Here is a 15,090-nt window from a genome sequence, read left to right as displayed (position 1 = left end):
ATATTAGAAAAGAGGGGTTAAATTTGTCCAGTTCTTTTGTATTTATGAATTTAATAGATATTGTGATAGCAGTTGTAATTGATTGGATAATTGGAGATCCCTATTGGTTTCCCCATCCCGTTATATATATAGGAAAACTTATATCTTATTTAGATAAAAAGGGAAGAAAACTTTGTAAAAAGAATGAGAGCTTAAGGGCCTTTGGTGGTTTGATAGTTTTTCTAGTAGCAATGGTTAGTTTTATTGTGCCTTTTGCAGTGCTAATGCTTTTTAGAAAAAATTTTATTTTATACAACATATTAAATATACTTATTATTTGGACGACTATTTCTGCTAAATGCCTTGCTATAGAGGCAAAGAAAGTATACTATGCCCTTAAAAAAGGCGATATTGCAGATGCAAGGACAAAGCTTTCCTATATAGTTGGAAGAGATACGTCTGCTTTAACCAGTCAGGAAATAATAAGGGCAGATGTGGAAACTGTGGCGGAAAATACCTCCGATGGAGTAATAGCACCACTTATATATGCAGCTATTTTTGGAGCACCACTTGCTATGCTCTATAAGGGGATAAATACCATGGACTCCATGCTTGGGTATATGAATGAAAAGTATAGGTACATAGGATTTTTTCCTGCAAAGGTAGATGACGTATTTAATTTTATACCTTCTAGAATTACAGGGGGACTTATGTGTATATCAGCTTTTGTAGTAAAGGGAAATCCTTTTAAGTGTTTTAAAATAATGATAAGGGACAGGAAAAACCACAAGAGTCCAAATTGTGCTTATCCTGAGGCAGCAGCAGCTGGGGCTATGAGAATACAGCTTGGTGGTACAAATGTTTATTTTGGCCAAGTAGTTTATAAGCCTACTATAGGGGATAAACTTATGGAACTAAGTTTCAAACATATAGGACAGTGCATAATAATTATGTATTTTACGGAAATACTTTTTATGATTTTATGTGGAATAGTTATAATTGGATTACCCAGAGCGTAATTTAGAAAATCAATTATATAGGGATGTGTTATTATGGAACATGGTGGAGATATATATACAGAGGGACTTTTAAAGGGAAGAAAGCTTTTGGATTTCAGTTCAAATATAAATCCACTAGGAGTACCTTTAAGTTTCAAAGAAAATATAGATAAAGCATTAAAAGATGTAGAAAAGTATCCTGATGTGGAGTATAGACAACTTAAAAATTCAATAAAAGAGTATATAAATTTCTCTTTAAATTACTTCTATATTGAAGAAGAAAAAATATCAAGCAGCATTGAAGATACAAACATTGTATTAGGTAATGGAGCTGCAGAAATAATAGATCTTGTAATCAGTTCTTTTAAAAGCATTTGCATTGTAGTACCTTCTTTTATAGAATATGAAAAAAATGCAGCAAAATGGAACTGCCAAATAATACATTCACATTTAAAAGAAAATATGGAGTATGATTATAAAGATATCAGACAAAAAATAACAAAGTCAGAAGCATTAATTATTGGTAATCCAAATAATCCAAATGGCGGCGTAATAGATAAAGAGAAGTTTAAAGAAATACTTGATTACTGTGAGGAAAATCATAAAACTATAATTATAGATGAAGCTTTTGTGGAGTTTACAGGAAAAAGAGGATGTTCTTTTTTAAGGGAAGCCCACAAATATAAATGTATATTTTTAATCAGAGCTCTTACGAAATTTTTTGCACTGCCGGGAATAAGAATGGGATATGGACTTTGTAAAAATCAAAATTTAATAAAAAGTATAAAATCAAAACAAAATCCATGGAACATAAACTCTTTTGCAGAAACAGCAGCTGAGAATGTTTTTAAAGATAAGAAATACATAGAAGAGTCCATTTGTTGGATAGAAAAAGAGAGAAGATTTATGTTAGATGAGTTAAAAGAAATACCTTTGTTTGAAAAAGTGTATGATAGTTACAGTAATTTTGTATTATGTAAAATGAAATATGAAGATTGTCAGAAGCTATATGATAGGTGTTTAAAAGAAGATGTTCTCATAAGAAGATGCAGTAATTTTAAGGAACTTGATAGTAAATTTATAAGATTAGCGGTAAAAGATAGGTGCAGAAATGAAAGAATACTACAAGTGTTAAAAAAAATAAGTAAAGATGTAACTACTTAAGCTTTAAGGGGAGAAGGAGAGATGAAGGTAAACAATTTAGAAAATAATAATATGCTTGTGTCGCTGCTATCTCCTAAAATAAAAGTAATTATATTAGGTGGAGGACATGCAGCTTACATTAAATCAAAAACCTTTTCAAAAAAAGGATGTCAGGTTTATATATTGTCTAAAAAGTTTATGGATGATTTTGAAAATATAGTTGGCCTCTCTAATGTAAATATAATTAATGCAGAGTATGAAAAGAAGTATATAGAAGACAAGCACCTTGTAGTAATAGCTACAGATGATGTGAAAGTAAACTACAGTATAGCAGAGGATTGCAGAAAGTTATGTAAGATATATATAGATGCAACTAAGCCTGAAAATGGAAATTGCATTACACCCTGCCAGAGAAATACTAAAAATATTTCAATTGGGATAAATACAAAAGGAGTATCACCTGTAACTTCTGTATTTATTGCAAATAAGCTGGTAGATTATATAAAGGACTATGATGAATTTGTAGAATTTACTTCTCATATAAGAAACAGCATTTGCAGTATAGATGATAAGAAAAAAATTATGAAGTTTATATGTACAGATGATTTTTACTTCTTTTATAAAAAGGGAAAGGCCCTAGATGTAATAAATATGTTTTTTACAATAGCAAATTTAAGGATAACACAGGATGGTGATAACATTTGAATTTTAAAATTGCAACTAGAAAGAGCAAATTAGCCCAGACTCAAACTGAAATAGTAATGGATATACTGGAAAAAGATTATAATGCAAAGTGTGAAAAAGTGCTTATAGAGACAATGGGAGATAAGAGACTTGACATAGCCTTAAATAAAATAGGTGGAAAAGGTCTTTTTTTAAAGGAAATTGAACTGGCACTTCTCAAAGATGAAGCAGATGCAGCAGTTCATAGTATGAAAGATGTACCTTTTGATGTTCCGGAAGATTTTGAAATAGCTGCTATTATGCAGAGAGAAGATGTAAGAGATGCCTTTGTATCTAAAGATAAAGTACCTTTTAATGAACTTCCTAAAGGAGCTAAAATTGGGACAAGCAGCAACAGAAGAGCAGAGCAGTTAAAGATATTAAGGCCGGATATAGAGATAGCTCCTATAAGGGGAAATATACAGACTAGAATAAGTAAAATAGAAAGTCAAAACTTAGATGGCATAGTTTTGGCAGCTGCAGGAATTAAAAGATCCCACTTAGATGAACTAGTTACTGAGTATTTTAAAGTGGAAGATATGGTACCTGCAATTGGACAAGGAGCCCTTGGCATAGAAACAAAAAGAGACAGTAAAAATAGGAGCTTTTTCAGTAAATTAGACGATGAAAATACAAGAATTTGTGTAGAAGCTGAAAGAAGCTTTATGAGGACATTAAATGGAGATTGCCATTCAACTATAGGTGCCTATGCAAAAATAGATAAAGATACTATAAATATTATGGGAATGTTTATGGTAGGAAATAAACTTATAAAAAAGGATGTAACAGGGAACAAGGAAGATTATATGGTTTTAGGTGAAAAACTTGCAAAAATGATATTGAAAGCTTAAGGAGGATACTATGGGTAAAGTTTATCTTATTGGTGCAGGACCTGGAGATGAGGAACTTATAACTTTAAAGGCAGTGAGAAAACTAAGTGAATGTACTGCAGTTATGTATGACAGATTGGCAGGACCTGGAATTCTAAAATATGTAAATGAAGACTGTGAAATATATTACTGTGGTAAGGAACCAGGATGCCATTATAAAAATCAAGATGAAATAAATAACATGTTAGTTGAACTTGCTAAAAAGGGACATGTAGTAGGAAGAATTAAAGGCGGAGATCCCTATGTATTTGGAAGAGGAGGGGAAGAAGCTCTTGCTCTTTTAAAAGAAAATATAGAGTTTGAGGTTATACCTGGAATCACTTCTCCAATTTCAGCCTTAAATTATGCAGGAATACCTGTAACTCATAGAAAGGTAGCTCGAAGCTTTCATATCTTTACAGGAAAGACTGCTGAAAAGCTGGATATAAATTGGAAAGCTGCAGCTAAAATAGGAGGAACACTGATTTTCTTAATGGGATTTAGAAACTTGGAGGTAATATGCAGCAAGCTTAAGGAAAATGGTATGGATGAAAATACTCCTTGTGCAGTAGTTATGAGAGGAACTACTTCAAAGCAGAAAAAAGTTGTAGGAAAAATAAAAGACATAAAAGAAAAAGCTGAAAAAGCAGGACTGACTTCTCCCTGTATAATAGTTATAGGAGATGTTATAAAATTCAATGAGCAGCTTGATTGGTATGAGAAAAAGCCTCTCTTTGGAAAAAATGTATGTATCACAAGGTCAAAGGCCCAGTCTCGTGAAATGAGAGAAAAACTTCTTGATTTAGGAGCTCAGGTTACTGAGATACATTCTATAGAAATAAAATATACTTCAGAAAATATCAAAGAGTATTTAGATAAATTGCCGGAGTATGATTATATTATTTTCACCAGTGTAAATGGGGTGAACAGCTTTTTTGAAAGGCTTCTAACCGAAAATTATGATATTAGAAATATAAAAGGAAAATTTGCAGCTATAGGTCCTGCTACAGAAAGAGCCATAAAAAATAAGGGAATTATACCTGAAATAGTAGCAGAAAAGTTTGTAGCTGAAAGTCTCCATGATAAAATGAAAGGTTTTATAAAAAAAGGAGACAAGGTATTTATTCCAAGATCTAAAAATGCAAGGCCTTATTTGGCAGAAGCCTTGAGAGAAGAAGGTTGCATGGTAGATGAATGCTATACTTATGAGACAATAGCTGGCAGCCTAACTGATAAAAATTGTTTCAATGATGTAGATACAGTTATTTTTACAAGTCCAACTACAGTTAGAAACATGATAGAACTGGTAGGACTTTCTGCTATAAAGGAAAAACAGGTAATTTCTATAGGACCTATAACAGGTAAAGAACTGAAAAAGCATGATATAGATTATGAAATGTCTGAAGAATATACTACAGACGGAGTTATAAAACGACTATTAGAAGGGAAGTAAAAAAACATGTTTAGAAGACACAGAAGACTTAGAAAGAATCCAATTATACGGGATATGGTTAGGGAAACTGTACTCAATCCAAGCGATTTTATTTACCCATTATTTGTGGTAGAAGGAGAAAATATTAAAGAAGAAATATCTTCACTGGATAATAATTACCACTATTCTATTGACAGGCTTCCTGAAGCTGTAAAAGAAATTAAGGATGCGGGAGTAAAGAGTGTAATTTTATTTGGAATTCCAGATCATAAGGATGAGGTGGCAACTTCAGCTTTTGAGGAAAACGGAATAATTCAAAAGGCAGTTAGAAAACTGAGGGAATTAGATCCAGAACTTTATATAATTACAGATGTATGTATGTGTGAGTATACAAGTCACGGCCACTGTGGAATACTCAATGGACATGAAGTAGACAATGATGAAACACTTAAATATATAGCTAAAATAGCACTTTCTCATGCACAAGCTGGAGCAGATATGGTAGCACCGTCTGATATGATGGATGGAAGAGTTGAGGCTATTAGAAACATATTAGATGAAAATGGATTTAAAAATGTAGCTATAATGGCTTACAGTGCCAAATACTGTTCTGCATTTTATGGACCTTTTAGAGATGCAGCGGATTCAGCACCTAAATTTGGTGACAGAAAGGGTTATCAGATGGATCCATCCAATGTAAGAGAAGCTATGCTGGAAATAGAAGATGATATAAAAGAAGGGGCAGACATAATAATGGTAAAACCAGCTCTTCCTTATCTGGATGTAGTGAGACTTGCCAGGGACAAATTTGACTTGCCAGTAGCTGCTTATAATGTAAGTGGAGAATTTGCCATGGTTAAAGCAGCAGCTAAAGCTGGTCTTATAGATGAAAAAGCTATAGTAAAGGAAATGCTAACTTGCATAAAGAGGGCAGGAGCAGGAATGATAATTACTTATTATGCTCTTGACATATGCAGGTGGATTAAAGAAGAGTTCAAGTAAAAAATGAAATAGGGTGATGGGTATTGAAAAGTATTATTGTATCATCAAACAGCAGTGGAGGCGGAAAAACTACAGTAACTATTGGACTTATGAAAGCTCTTATGAAAAAAGGCTATAAAGTTCAAGGCTACAAAGTAGGACCGGATTATATAGATCCTGCATTTCATAGAAGTATAACTGGAACTAGTTCTAGAAATTTGGATTTATACCTTATGGGAGAAGAGGGAGTAAAGGCCTCTTTCAGTAGGGGAAAAGGAGACCTGGGAATAATTGAAGGTGTTATGGGATTATATGATGGCAAGGGAATAGACAGCAGGTATTCTACAGCTAATATATCTGAGGTACTGGACTTGCCTGTGGTACTTGTCATGAGTCCTAAGTCTCAAAGTACTACCTTATGTGCTGAAATAAATGGAATAGTGAACTTTGAAAATTTAAATATAGCAGGAGTGATATTTAATAATATAGGAGATAGCTACTATAAACTTTTGAAAGCTGCTGTAGAAAAAAATTGCAATATAAAGGTATTTGGCTACATTCCAAAGGATGAAAGGCTTTCCCTTAAGAGCAGACATTTAGGACTTGTCCAAAGCAGTGAAGTAGGTGACTTAAATGAAAAGATAGACCTATGCAGTGAACTTATTTTGAAAAATGTGGATGTTGAAATGCTGCTTAGATGTTTTAAGGAAAACAATAACTTTAAGGATGACTACCATATTGAAAATAGGAAGATAAGAACGGCAGTAGCTTACGATAAAGCCTTCAGCTTTTATTACAAGGAAAATATAGAACTTTTAGAGGAACTAGGTGAAACTATATTTTTTAGTCCCCTTGAAGATAAAAAATTACCTTCTAATATAGACTTTTTGTACATAGGAGGCGGATATCCTGAAGTTTTTATAGAGGAGCTTAGCAGCAATAGATCTATGATGGAAAGTATAAAAACAGAATTAAAATCAGGACTTAGATGCTATGCTGAATGCGGAGGACTTATGTATTTGACAGAAGGTATGGAAAATGTAGACAAAAGTGCTGCTTTTGACACAGTTGGATTTTTTAAAGGAAAGGCTCACATGACTTCAAGATTACAAAACTTTGGATATGCCGAGATAGAAGTGGCTAAAGAAAATAACATTTTACCTTTAGGGCTTAAAGTAAATTGTCATGAATTTCATAAATCCTATATTGATTCAGAAGAAGAAAAAATTTATAACGTTACTAAAGATACTTATGATGGAAAAATAAAAAAGTGGAACTGCGGGTACGTTAAGAACAATACTTTGGGAGCTTATGCACACATTCACTTCTTTGGAAACTTAGATATGTTACAAAAGATTTCAGGGACATCAAAAAAATAAAAAAATTTTTTAAAAAGTGCGTTACTATTTTTATGTTTTTAGTGTCTTATATAGTAAAGAGTCAATTTAATAATTTTAAAAGTAAATTTGGAGGGCATGTATTATGGGTTTATTTGAGGAAACTTTAAAGTGCATAGAGGGAAAAGATGAAAAGGCTGTAAAAAAGGCATGGGAAAGAATAGATAAATTGACAAAACCTATAGGAAGCCTTGGAAAACTTGAAGAAATAGCTGCCAAGATGGCAGGAATTACAGGAAAAATACACAATAGAATAAATAAAAAAAATATAGTTATTATGTGTTCTGACAATGGAGTAATAGAAGAAGGTGTAAGTAACTGTCCAAAGGATCTTACAGTAACAGTTACTAAAAATTTTGCAAGAGGAGTAACAGGAGTTTGTGTACTTTCGGACTTTGTAAAGTCGGATATAACTGTGGTGGATGTAGGAGTAGATTATGACTTTGACGATCCTAAAATAATAAATAAAAAAGTGGCCTACGGTACAAAAAACATGGCTAAAGGACCGGCCATGACTAGAGAAGAATGTATAAAGGCCATTGAAGCAGGTATAGAGTCAGTAGATGATCTTGTAAAAAAAGGATATGACCTTTTTGGAACAGGTGAAATGGGTGTAGGTAATACTGCCACTAGTTCTGCAATTTTAAGTGCAATTACAGGTTTACCAGTAGACCTTACAGTTGGAAAAGGTTCTGGAATAACAGATGAACAACTTAAAAGTAAAAAGAAAGCTGTACAAACTGCTATTGATGTAAATAAACCAGATTCAAAAGACATTATTGATGTATTGTCAAAAGTAGGTGGATTTGATATAGCAGGAATGTGCGGATGTTTTTTAGGAGCAGCTAAAAATAGAGTGCCTATTGTAATTGACGGATTTATATCTTCGGCAGCTGCCTTATGTGCTTTTAAATTAAACGAAAAGGTAGGAGATTATTTATTTCCTTCCCATCTTTCTGCAGAACCAGCTATAAGTTATGTGATGAGGGAACTGGGATTAAAGCCTATGCTAAATTTAGATATGAGACTTGGAGAAGGTTCAGGATGTCCTTTAGAGTTTTCAGTAATAGAGGCTGCACTTTATACTATGGATAATATGGCAACTTTTGAAGAAGCTGATGTAAAAAATTCAGAAAAATTTATAGATATAAGAGAAAAGTAGTTTTTAACTTCATATAAGGAAATGGAGAATAGATTATTATGGATTATATAAAATCACCTATGGGAATAGAGAAAAGAAGTTTTGAAATAATAGGAGAAGAAATGGGAGAATGTAATTTTCCCGAAAGAGAACTTTCTATAGTAAAGAGAGTAATACATACTACAGGAGATTTTCAATATAAAGATATACTTTATATAAGAGAAGGAGCTGTAGACAATGCCCTGAAACTTTTAAAAAAAGGTGTTACCATATATACAGATACAAATATGGCTGCAGCAGGAATAAATAAAAAAGTACTTGCAAAGCTGAACTGCAAAGTAGAATGTTTTGTAAGTAGAAGTGAAATAGCAGACATTGCTAAGAAAAAAGAAATAACTCGTTCTATGGCAGCTGTAGAAAAAGCTGTAGAAGAAGGAGTGGAGTTTTTTGTATTTGGAAATGCCCCTACAGCACTTTATAAATTAAAGGAGCTTATTTTAGCCGGAAAGGCAAAGCCTAAATTTATAGTAGGAGCACCAGTAGGATTTGTAGGAGCTGCAGATTCTAAAGAGGAAATAGAAAAACTTGATGTACCTATGATAACTATAAGGGGAAGAAAAGGCGGCAGTAACATAGCAGCTGCTATAGTAAATGCACTTATGTATATGATAACTAGATAATTTAGCACTTTTAGGTGGTGATATTGTGCTTGACATGTATGTAAATTGTGATGGAAAAAGACTTAGATGTGGATATACTACAGGTTCTTGTGCGGCAGCAGCTGCAAAGGCTGCGTCCACTATGCTGTATTTTAAAACTGACTTAAAAGAAGTGAAAATAGATACCCCAAAGGGTATTGAACTTGTGATACCTATTGAAAAAGTAAAGCATGGAAAAGATTTTGTAGAGTGCTGTGTTTTAAAAGATGGTGGAGACGACATAGACATAACAAATGGCATAGAGATATGGGCAAGAGCAAAGAAAATGTCTAAGGGTTATAGATTAAAAGGCGGCATAGGAGTTGGAATAGTTAAAGGTGAAGGACTATATGTGAAAAAAGGTGAAGCTGCTATAAACCCTGTACCTAGAAAGATGATTGAAAAAGAAGTAAAAGAAGTACTTCCTGAAAACTCAGGTGTAGAAATAACTATATTTGTACCTGAAGGTGAAAATATAGCGAAGAAGACATTTAACCCAAGGCTCAATATAGTAGGAGGAATTTCTATACTTGGAACAAGTGGAATTGTAATGCCAATGTCTGAGGAAGCACTTACACAGTCTGTGGAACTTGAGATAAATCAAAAAGTAGCAAAAGGATGCGAAGAGCTTATACTTCTCTTTGGAAACATGGGAGAAAATATGGCAGCTAATTTGAAGCTGGATAAAAACGAGATGGTTATAATGTCTAATTATGTTGGCTTTGCACTGGGATGCTGCATGAACAAAAATATAAAGAAAGTGATTGTAGTTGGACATATAGGTAAGATGAGTAAAATTGCTTCAGGATGTTTTAACACCCACAGCAGGGTGTCAGATGTAAGACTTGAGACCATGGCACTGGAACTTGCTTTAATGGGAGAAAACTTGCAACTTGTAAAAAAAGTGTATAATGAAAAAACTACAGAAGGAGCTGTGGAACTTCTAGGAGATGGATATGATAAGCTTTATGAAAATATAGGTACTAAGGTAAAAAATAGAATAGAACAGTACACCTATAATTCAATCGAAGCAGATGTTATAATGTATTCAATGAAAAGAGGAGTGCTCTACAGCAGTCTTTCTAAGTAAAATTTTAATAGTAGGTGTGGTTATGAATACAAAGGTTTTTATAGTAGGCATAGGACCTGGAAATAAAGATTACATACTTCCAAAGGCTGCAGCTGTAATGAAACAGTCGCAGGCTATATTGGGTTTTGAAAGAGCAGTAGATAGTTTGGATTTTATAGAAGGTAATAAGATAAAGGTAAAAAAATTAAAGGATATACTTGATATTTTGCAATCTGGAAAATATGAAAGCGTATCTGTTACAGCTTCTGGAGATCCACTTTACTATGGTATAACAGAGTATTTAAAAAAGAATTATGACGGTGACATAGAAGTTATTCCAGGTATAAGCTCTTTTCAATATATGATGGCAAAAGTAAAACTTAGCTGGCAGGGAGCTTTTTTAGGAAGTCTCCACGGTAGAGAGGAAGATTTTTTAGGCATAGTAAAGGAAAATCATATTTCTATATGGTTTACGGATAAAAAGCATTCGCCAGATTATCTGTGCAGCATTCTAGAAGAAAATGCCGTAGATGCAGTAGTGCATGTAGGAGAAAATCTTTCTTACGAAGATGAGAAAATCACTTCGGGAAGTGCTGCAGAGCTAAAAAATAAAGACTTTGGAGGTCTTTGTGTAGTTGTAATTGAAAATAAAACTCTATAAAAGTGGGAGAAATTTTTATGAGATATATAAAAGATGATGAATTTATAAGAGGAAACTGTCCCATGACAAAAGAGGAAATTAGAATACTTAGCATTGCAAAACTTGGAATTGAGCCAGATTTTAGAGTGCTGGATGTAGGTGCTGGAACAGGTTCTGTAAGTGTACAGATGGCTAAGATATGTTCTAAGGGACAAGTAGTTGCTATTGAAAAAAATGAAGAAGCACTTTCTGTAATTGAAAAAAATATTGAGAAATTCAATGTAAACAATTTAACAGTTGTAAAAGGAGAAGCACTTGAGGTGGAGGAAAGCATAGAACCTTATTTTGATGCTGTATTTATAGGCGGCAGCGGAGGAAATATAGAGGAAATAATAAAAAGATATGCTGCAAAGCTAAAAGAACATGGAAAGATGGTACTTAATTTTATAACTTTAAATAATTTGTATAAAGCCCTTGATACCCTAAAAGGTATGAAATGTGAAGTAGAATGTATACAAGTATCAATAAACAAGACCAGGGCAAATAGTTATATGATGACTTCTAATAACAGTATATTTATAGTAAGTGCAATTTGTAATTTATAATTTGTTAAAGAACAAATAACAGATAATGATGATTTTCCTCCTAACGTCAGAAAACATTAAAATTATAGATTTGATGAGGTACGAGGGAAGTCATCATTATTTGAACTTTGATATTTGGACTTTAAACTTTATATTATGCAGTGAGGATGTGAAAACTTATGGAAAAGGATACATTAAAGATGGGTACTCTCTATGGTATAGGAGTTGGACCTGGAGATGAAGAATTACTTACGCTAAAAGCTGTAAATGTAATAAAGAAATGCGAGGTAATAGTTGCACCTTCAGCAAAAGATGGAGATAGAAGCATAGCTTTTGATACAGCTAAAAATTTTATAGATGAAAGTAAAGAAGTTATAATAAAACACTTTCCAATGGGCGGAAAAGAGCAGGAAGGAAAGATATTTGAAGCTTTTAAGACTATAGAGGAAAGATTAAATGAAGGTAAAAATGTTGCATTTTTGACTATAGGTGACCCTTTTGTATACAGCACCTATATATACCTTTTGGAGCATATTAAAAACAAAGGGTATAAAACAGAAACTGTGCCGGGAATAACATCTTTTTGTGCGGCTGCAAGTCTGGCAGGACAGAGCATTGTTATAGGCGATGAAAGGGTTTTGATTCTTCCTGCGTCTCAGGTAGATAAGATAACAGATGAGAAGTTTGTAGTAATAATGAAAGTGTATAGAAAAGAAGAAAATGTGTTAAATGTATTAGAAGAAAAAGGATTCAAGTACGTATGTGTAAAGAGAGCTTATAGAGAAGGACAAGAAATACTTAAAAATAGAGAAGATATACTAAAAAGCAGAGATTATATGTCTCTTATAATAGCCCAAAGAGATTAAAGGAGGAAGAACATGGCAAATAAAGTTTACTTTATAGGAGCAGGACCAGGAAATGCTGATTTAATAACAGTTAAGGGAAGAGATATACTAAAAGTTGCAGATGTGGTTATATATGCAGGTTCACTCGTAAGCAAAGATCATTTGGAATACTGTAGAGTTGGAGTAAAAATATATAATTCTGCTTCCATGACCTTAAATGAAGTTATCGATGTTATAAAAAAGTATCATGGAGAAGGAAAGAAAATAGTTAGATTGCATACAGGAGATCCAACCATATATGGAGCTATAAGAGAGCAGATGGATGAACTAGACAAGCTTGGAATAGATTATGAAGTCGTTCCAGGAGTAAGTTCTTTTACGGCTGCAGCAGCTGCTATAAATAGAGAATTTACCCTGCCAAGTATAAGTCAAACTATAATTCTAACAAGAGTAGAGGGAAGAACTCCCGTACCAGAGAAAGAAAATTTGCAAAGATTGGCTTCTGTAGGAGCTTCTATGGCACTGTTTTTGTCTGTGAGCATGATAGACAAGGTAGTGGAAAAATTAAAGAAAGGCTATGGTAGAAATGTACCTATAGCAGTTATTCAAAAAGCTACCTGGGAAGATGAAAAGTGTGTTATAGGAACTTTGGATGATATTGTAGAAAAAGTAAAGAAGGAAAATATAACAAAGACAGCGCAGATACTTGTAGGAGATTTTATCAATTGCAAATACGATAAGAGCCTTTTGTATGATGAAAATTTTACCCATATGTTCAGAAAGGCAAAAAATGAAAATAGCGGTAATTAGCGTTACAACTGCAGGAGATAAAATAAGTGATAGGATAAAAAAGTATTTTCCTATAGATCTTTATTCTAAAAACAATATGGAAGATTTTAAACTTAAAGATGCAGCGGAAAATGCCATGTCAAATTACAAGGCAGTTGTTTTTATAAGTTCTACAGGTATAGCTGTGAGAGCCATAGCAAGTTTTATAAAATCAAAAGATAAAGATCCTGCAGTAGTTGTCATAGACAGTTCCTGTAAATTCGTAATTAGTCTTTTAAGTGGCCATTTAGGTGGTGCAAATGAGCTTACATGTAAATTGGCAAGTATCCTTAAAGCTGTTCCTGTAATAACTACAGCTACAGATAATATTGGGGTAAAAGCACCGGATGTTTTTGCAAAAGAAAATGGACTCATTATAAATGATTTAAAGGATGCTAAATATATAGCTTCTCTTTTGGTGGAAGGCAGAAAAGTAGGATTTATAGATGAGGATAAATTGTTGGATGCTCCTAAAGGTTACATCAGTAATTTAGATAATATACAAGGGCTTTTGTATGTTACAAATAAGTGTAAAGCCTTTGGTGAGGAAAATCTTAAAAATATAAAAACACTAAAACTTATAAGAAAAAATATTGTGCTGGGAGTTGGCTGCAGGAAAAATTTTGATTCTCAGCAGATGATAGAAACAGTTAAAAAGCTGCTTTTAGATTACAATATAGATGAAAGGGCTGTAAGGTGTATTTCTACTGTGGAAATTAAGGCAAAGGAAGAGGCCATATTAAAACTTACAGAATATTTCAAATGTGATTTAAAAATATATTCTATAGAAGATATAAAGAAAGTACATCACAACTATAAAGGCAGTGATTTTGTTGAAAAAACCATAGGCGTAAGGGCAGTGTGTGAGTCTTGCACAGAACTTACGGGAGCATCTTTAATTACGGATAAAATAAAGGCAAATGGAATGACCTTGTGTATAGGTGAAGTACATAAAAAAATTGTGCATTGTAAATTGTGAATTGTGCATTAAATAAAGGATGTGTATAAAATGGGTAAACTTTATGTAGTAGGAATTGGACCAGGTGGATATGAAAATATGACTTTACGTGCTGTAAAGGTAATAGAAAATAGTGAAATGATTGTAGGATATACTAAGTATATAGAGATGATAAAAGACCTAATTAAAAATAAAGAGGTAATTTCAACAGGTATGAGAGCTGAAGTGGAGAGATGTAAAAAAGCACTTGACCTTTCAAAAGACCACATAGTTTCCATAGTGAGTACAGGTGACCCAGGAATATATGGTATGGCAGGGCTCATCTTGGAAATGAGAAAAGATGAAGACGTAGAAGTAATTCCAGGACTTACAGCTTCATCTGCAGCAGCTTCCATAGTTGGAGCACCTCTTATGCATGATAACTGTAACATAAGTTTAAGTGACCTTATGACTCCTTATGAGCTTATAAAAAAGAGAATTGAACTTGCAGCTTCTGGAGATTTTGTAATATCACTTTATAATCCTAAAAGTAAGGGTAGACCTCATTATTTAAAAGAATGTATTGATATTGTGAAAAAATACAGGAAAGGAAATACTCCTGTAGCTGTAGTTAAAAATGCACTTAGAGAAGGTCAGGAGCATAAGCTTTTTACACTTGATTCTTTTGATGACAGCGTAGTTGACATGATGTCTGTAGTTATAATAGGAAACAGTAACAGCTATATAAAAGATGGTATATTTATAACCCCGCGTGGTTACAAAATTCCAGAGTAGAATTAAAAACTATTCTTAAAAGAGGTGATAA

General features: G+C 33.1%; 16 protein-coding genes. All 16 read left to right on the top strand.

Going from position 1 to position 15,090, the window contains the following annotated elements:
• The first annotated feature begins 44 nt into the window (after positions 1 to 44).
• The 16 genes from cbiB to cobJ all read left to right on the top strand — a co-directional run bounded on the left by cbiB (position 45) and on the right by cobJ (position 15,059).
• The gene (gene cbiB / locus DMR38_RS16005; protein WP_175413035.1) at positions 45 to 998 is read left to right on the top strand and encodes an adenosylcobinamide-phosphate synthase CbiB; all 954 of its coding nucleotides are present in this window, start codon (positions 45 to 47) and stop codon (positions 996 to 998) included.
• A 33-nt stretch (positions 999 to 1,031) separates the two neighbouring features.
• Positions 1,032 to 2,141: a histidinol-phosphate transaminase gene (locus DMR38_RS16000; RefSeq protein WP_127722274.1), complete on the top strand. Its 1,110-nt coding sequence runs from the start codon at positions 1,032 to 1,034 to the stop codon at positions 2,139 to 2,141.
• Between the two features lie 21 nt (positions 2,142 to 2,162).
• The gene (locus DMR38_RS15995) at positions 2,163 to 2,825 is read left to right on the top strand and encodes an NAD(P)-dependent oxidoreductase (protein ID WP_127722273.1); all 663 of its coding nucleotides are present in this window, start codon (positions 2,163 to 2,165) and stop codon (positions 2,823 to 2,825) included.
• Positions 2,822 to 3,694 carry a hydroxymethylbilane synthase gene (hemC, locus tag DMR38_RS15990; RefSeq protein WP_127722272.1) on the top strand — a complete coding sequence of 291 codons (873 nt, stop codon included), beginning with the start codon at positions 2,822 to 2,824 and terminating at the stop codon, positions 3,692 to 3,694. The genes DMR38_RS15995 and hemC overlap by 4 nt, the downstream gene beginning before the upstream one ends.
• Positions 3,695 to 3,704: 10 nt before the next feature.
• On the top strand, positions 3,705 to 5,165 hold the full coding sequence (gene cobA, locus DMR38_RS15985) for a uroporphyrinogen-III C-methyltransferase (protein ID WP_127722271.1): 1,461 nt from the start codon (positions 3,705 to 3,707) through the stop codon (positions 5,163 to 5,165).
• Positions 5,166 to 5,171: 6 nt separating this feature from the next.
• On the top strand, positions 5,172 to 6,146 hold the full coding sequence (hemB, locus tag DMR38_RS15980; RefSeq protein ID WP_127722270.1) for a porphobilinogen synthase: 975 nt from the start codon (positions 5,172 to 5,174) through the stop codon (positions 6,144 to 6,146).
• 23 nt (positions 6,147 to 6,169) lie between these two features.
• Positions 6,170 to 7,504, top strand: a complete 1,335-nt coding sequence (locus DMR38_RS15975) for a cobyrinate a,c-diamide synthase (protein ID WP_127722269.1) — start codon at positions 6,170 to 6,172, stop codon at positions 7,502 to 7,504.
• A gap of 103 nt (positions 7,505 to 7,607) precedes the next feature.
• Complete coding sequence (gene cobT / locus DMR38_RS15970) at positions 7,608 to 8,684, top strand: nicotinate-nucleotide--dimethylbenzimidazole phosphoribosyltransferase (protein WP_127722268.1); 1,077 nt, start codon at positions 7,608 to 7,610, stop codon at positions 8,682 to 8,684.
• Positions 8,685 to 8,722: 38 nt separating this feature from the next.
• Complete coding sequence (locus DMR38_RS15965; protein ID WP_127722267.1) at positions 8,723 to 9,343, top strand: precorrin-8X methylmutase; 621 nt, start codon at positions 8,723 to 8,725, stop codon at positions 9,341 to 9,343.
• A gap of 25 nt (positions 9,344 to 9,368) precedes the next feature.
• Positions 9,369 to 10,451 (top strand): cobalt-precorrin-5B (C(1))-methyltransferase CbiD, encoded by a 1,083-nt coding sequence (gene cbiD, locus DMR38_RS15960; protein ID WP_127722266.1) that lies wholly within the window; start codon positions 9,369 to 9,371, stop codon positions 10,449 to 10,451.
• Positions 10,452 to 10,473: 22 nt separating this feature from the next.
• Positions 10,474 to 11,091 (top strand): precorrin-6y C5,15-methyltransferase (decarboxylating) subunit CbiE, encoded by a 618-nt coding sequence (cbiE, locus tag DMR38_RS15955; protein WP_127722265.1) that lies wholly within the window; start codon positions 10,474 to 10,476, stop codon positions 11,089 to 11,091.
• 17 nt (positions 11,092 to 11,108) lie between these two features.
• The gene (gene cbiT, locus DMR38_RS15950) at positions 11,109 to 11,675 is read left to right on the top strand and encodes a precorrin-6Y C5,15-methyltransferase (decarboxylating) subunit CbiT (RefSeq protein WP_127722264.1); all 567 of its coding nucleotides are present in this window, start codon (positions 11,109 to 11,111) and stop codon (positions 11,673 to 11,675) included.
• Between the two features lie 158 nt (positions 11,676 to 11,833).
• Entirely contained in the window at positions 11,834 to 12,520 is a 687-nt protein-coding gene (locus tag DMR38_RS15945; protein WP_127722263.1) for a cobalt-factor II C(20)-methyltransferase, read from the top strand.
• Between the two features lie 12 nt (positions 12,521 to 12,532).
• Positions 12,533 to 13,309 (top strand): precorrin-4 C(11)-methyltransferase, encoded by a 777-nt coding sequence (cobM, locus tag DMR38_RS15940; RefSeq protein ID WP_127722262.1) that lies wholly within the window; start codon positions 12,533 to 12,535, stop codon positions 13,307 to 13,309.
• Positions 13,290 to 14,306, top strand: coding sequence for a cobalt-precorrin 5A hydrolase (gene cbiG, locus DMR38_RS15935; protein ID WP_127722261.1), 1,017 nt, complete (start codon positions 13,290 to 13,292; stop codon positions 14,304 to 14,306). Before cobM ends, cbiG begins: the two co-directional genes overlap by 20 nt.
• Before the next feature lie 30 nt (positions 14,307 to 14,336).
• Positions 14,337 to 15,059, top strand: a complete 723-nt coding sequence (gene cobJ / locus DMR38_RS15930) for a precorrin-3B C(17)-methyltransferase (RefSeq protein ID WP_127722260.1) — start codon at positions 14,337 to 14,339, stop codon at positions 15,057 to 15,059.
• Positions 15,060 to 15,090 lie beyond the last annotated feature (31 nt).

It is taken from the genome of Clostridium sp. AWRP, from assembly GCF_004006395.2.
In the GTDB taxonomy this organism is placed as follows: Bacteria; Bacillota; Clostridia; order Clostridiales; family Clostridiaceae; genus Clostridium_B.
This window is presented reverse-complemented; position numbering and strand designations above follow the sequence as displayed.

Coding starts and splice junctions, on each gene's coding strand:
- cbiB (WP_175413035.1), top strand. CDS start 45: ATGAATTTAATAGATATTGTGATAGCAGTTGTAATTGATTGGATAATT.
- DMR38_RS16000 (WP_127722274.1), top strand. CDS start 1,032: ATGGAACATGGTGGAGATATATATACAGAGGGACTTTTAAAGGGAAGA.
- DMR38_RS15995 (WP_127722273.1), top strand. CDS start 2,163: ATGAAGGTAAACAATTTAGAAAATAATAATATGCTTGTGTCGCTGCTA.
- cobA (WP_127722271.1), top strand. CDS start 3,705: ATGGGTAAAGTTTATCTTATTGGTGCAGGACCTGGAGATGAGGAACTT.
- hemB (WP_127722270.1), top strand. CDS start 5,172: ATGTTTAGAAGACACAGAAGACTTAGAAAGAATCCAATTATACGGGAT.
- cobT (WP_127722268.1), top strand. CDS start 7,608: ATGGGTTTATTTGAGGAAACTTTAAAGTGCATAGAGGGAAAAGATGAA.
- DMR38_RS15965 (WP_127722267.1), top strand. CDS start 8,723: ATGGATTATATAAAATCACCTATGGGAATAGAGAAAAGAAGTTTTGAA.
- cbiE (WP_127722265.1), top strand. CDS start 10,474: ATGAATACAAAGGTTTTTATAGTAGGCATAGGACCTGGAAATAAAGAT.
- cbiT (WP_127722264.1), top strand. CDS start 11,109: ATGAGATATATAAAAGATGATGAATTTATAAGAGGAAACTGTCCCATG.
- DMR38_RS15945 (WP_127722263.1), top strand. CDS start 11,834: ATGGAAAAGGATACATTAAAGATGGGTACTCTCTATGGTATAGGAGTT.
- cobM (WP_127722262.1), top strand. CDS start 12,533: ATGGCAAATAAAGTTTACTTTATAGGAGCAGGACCAGGAAATGCTGAT.
- cbiG (WP_127722261.1), top strand. CDS start 13,290: ATGAAAATAGCGGTAATTAGCGTTACAACTGCAGGAGATAAAATAAGT.
- cobJ (WP_127722260.1), top strand. CDS start 14,337: ATGGGTAAACTTTATGTAGTAGGAATTGGACCAGGTGGATATGAAAAT.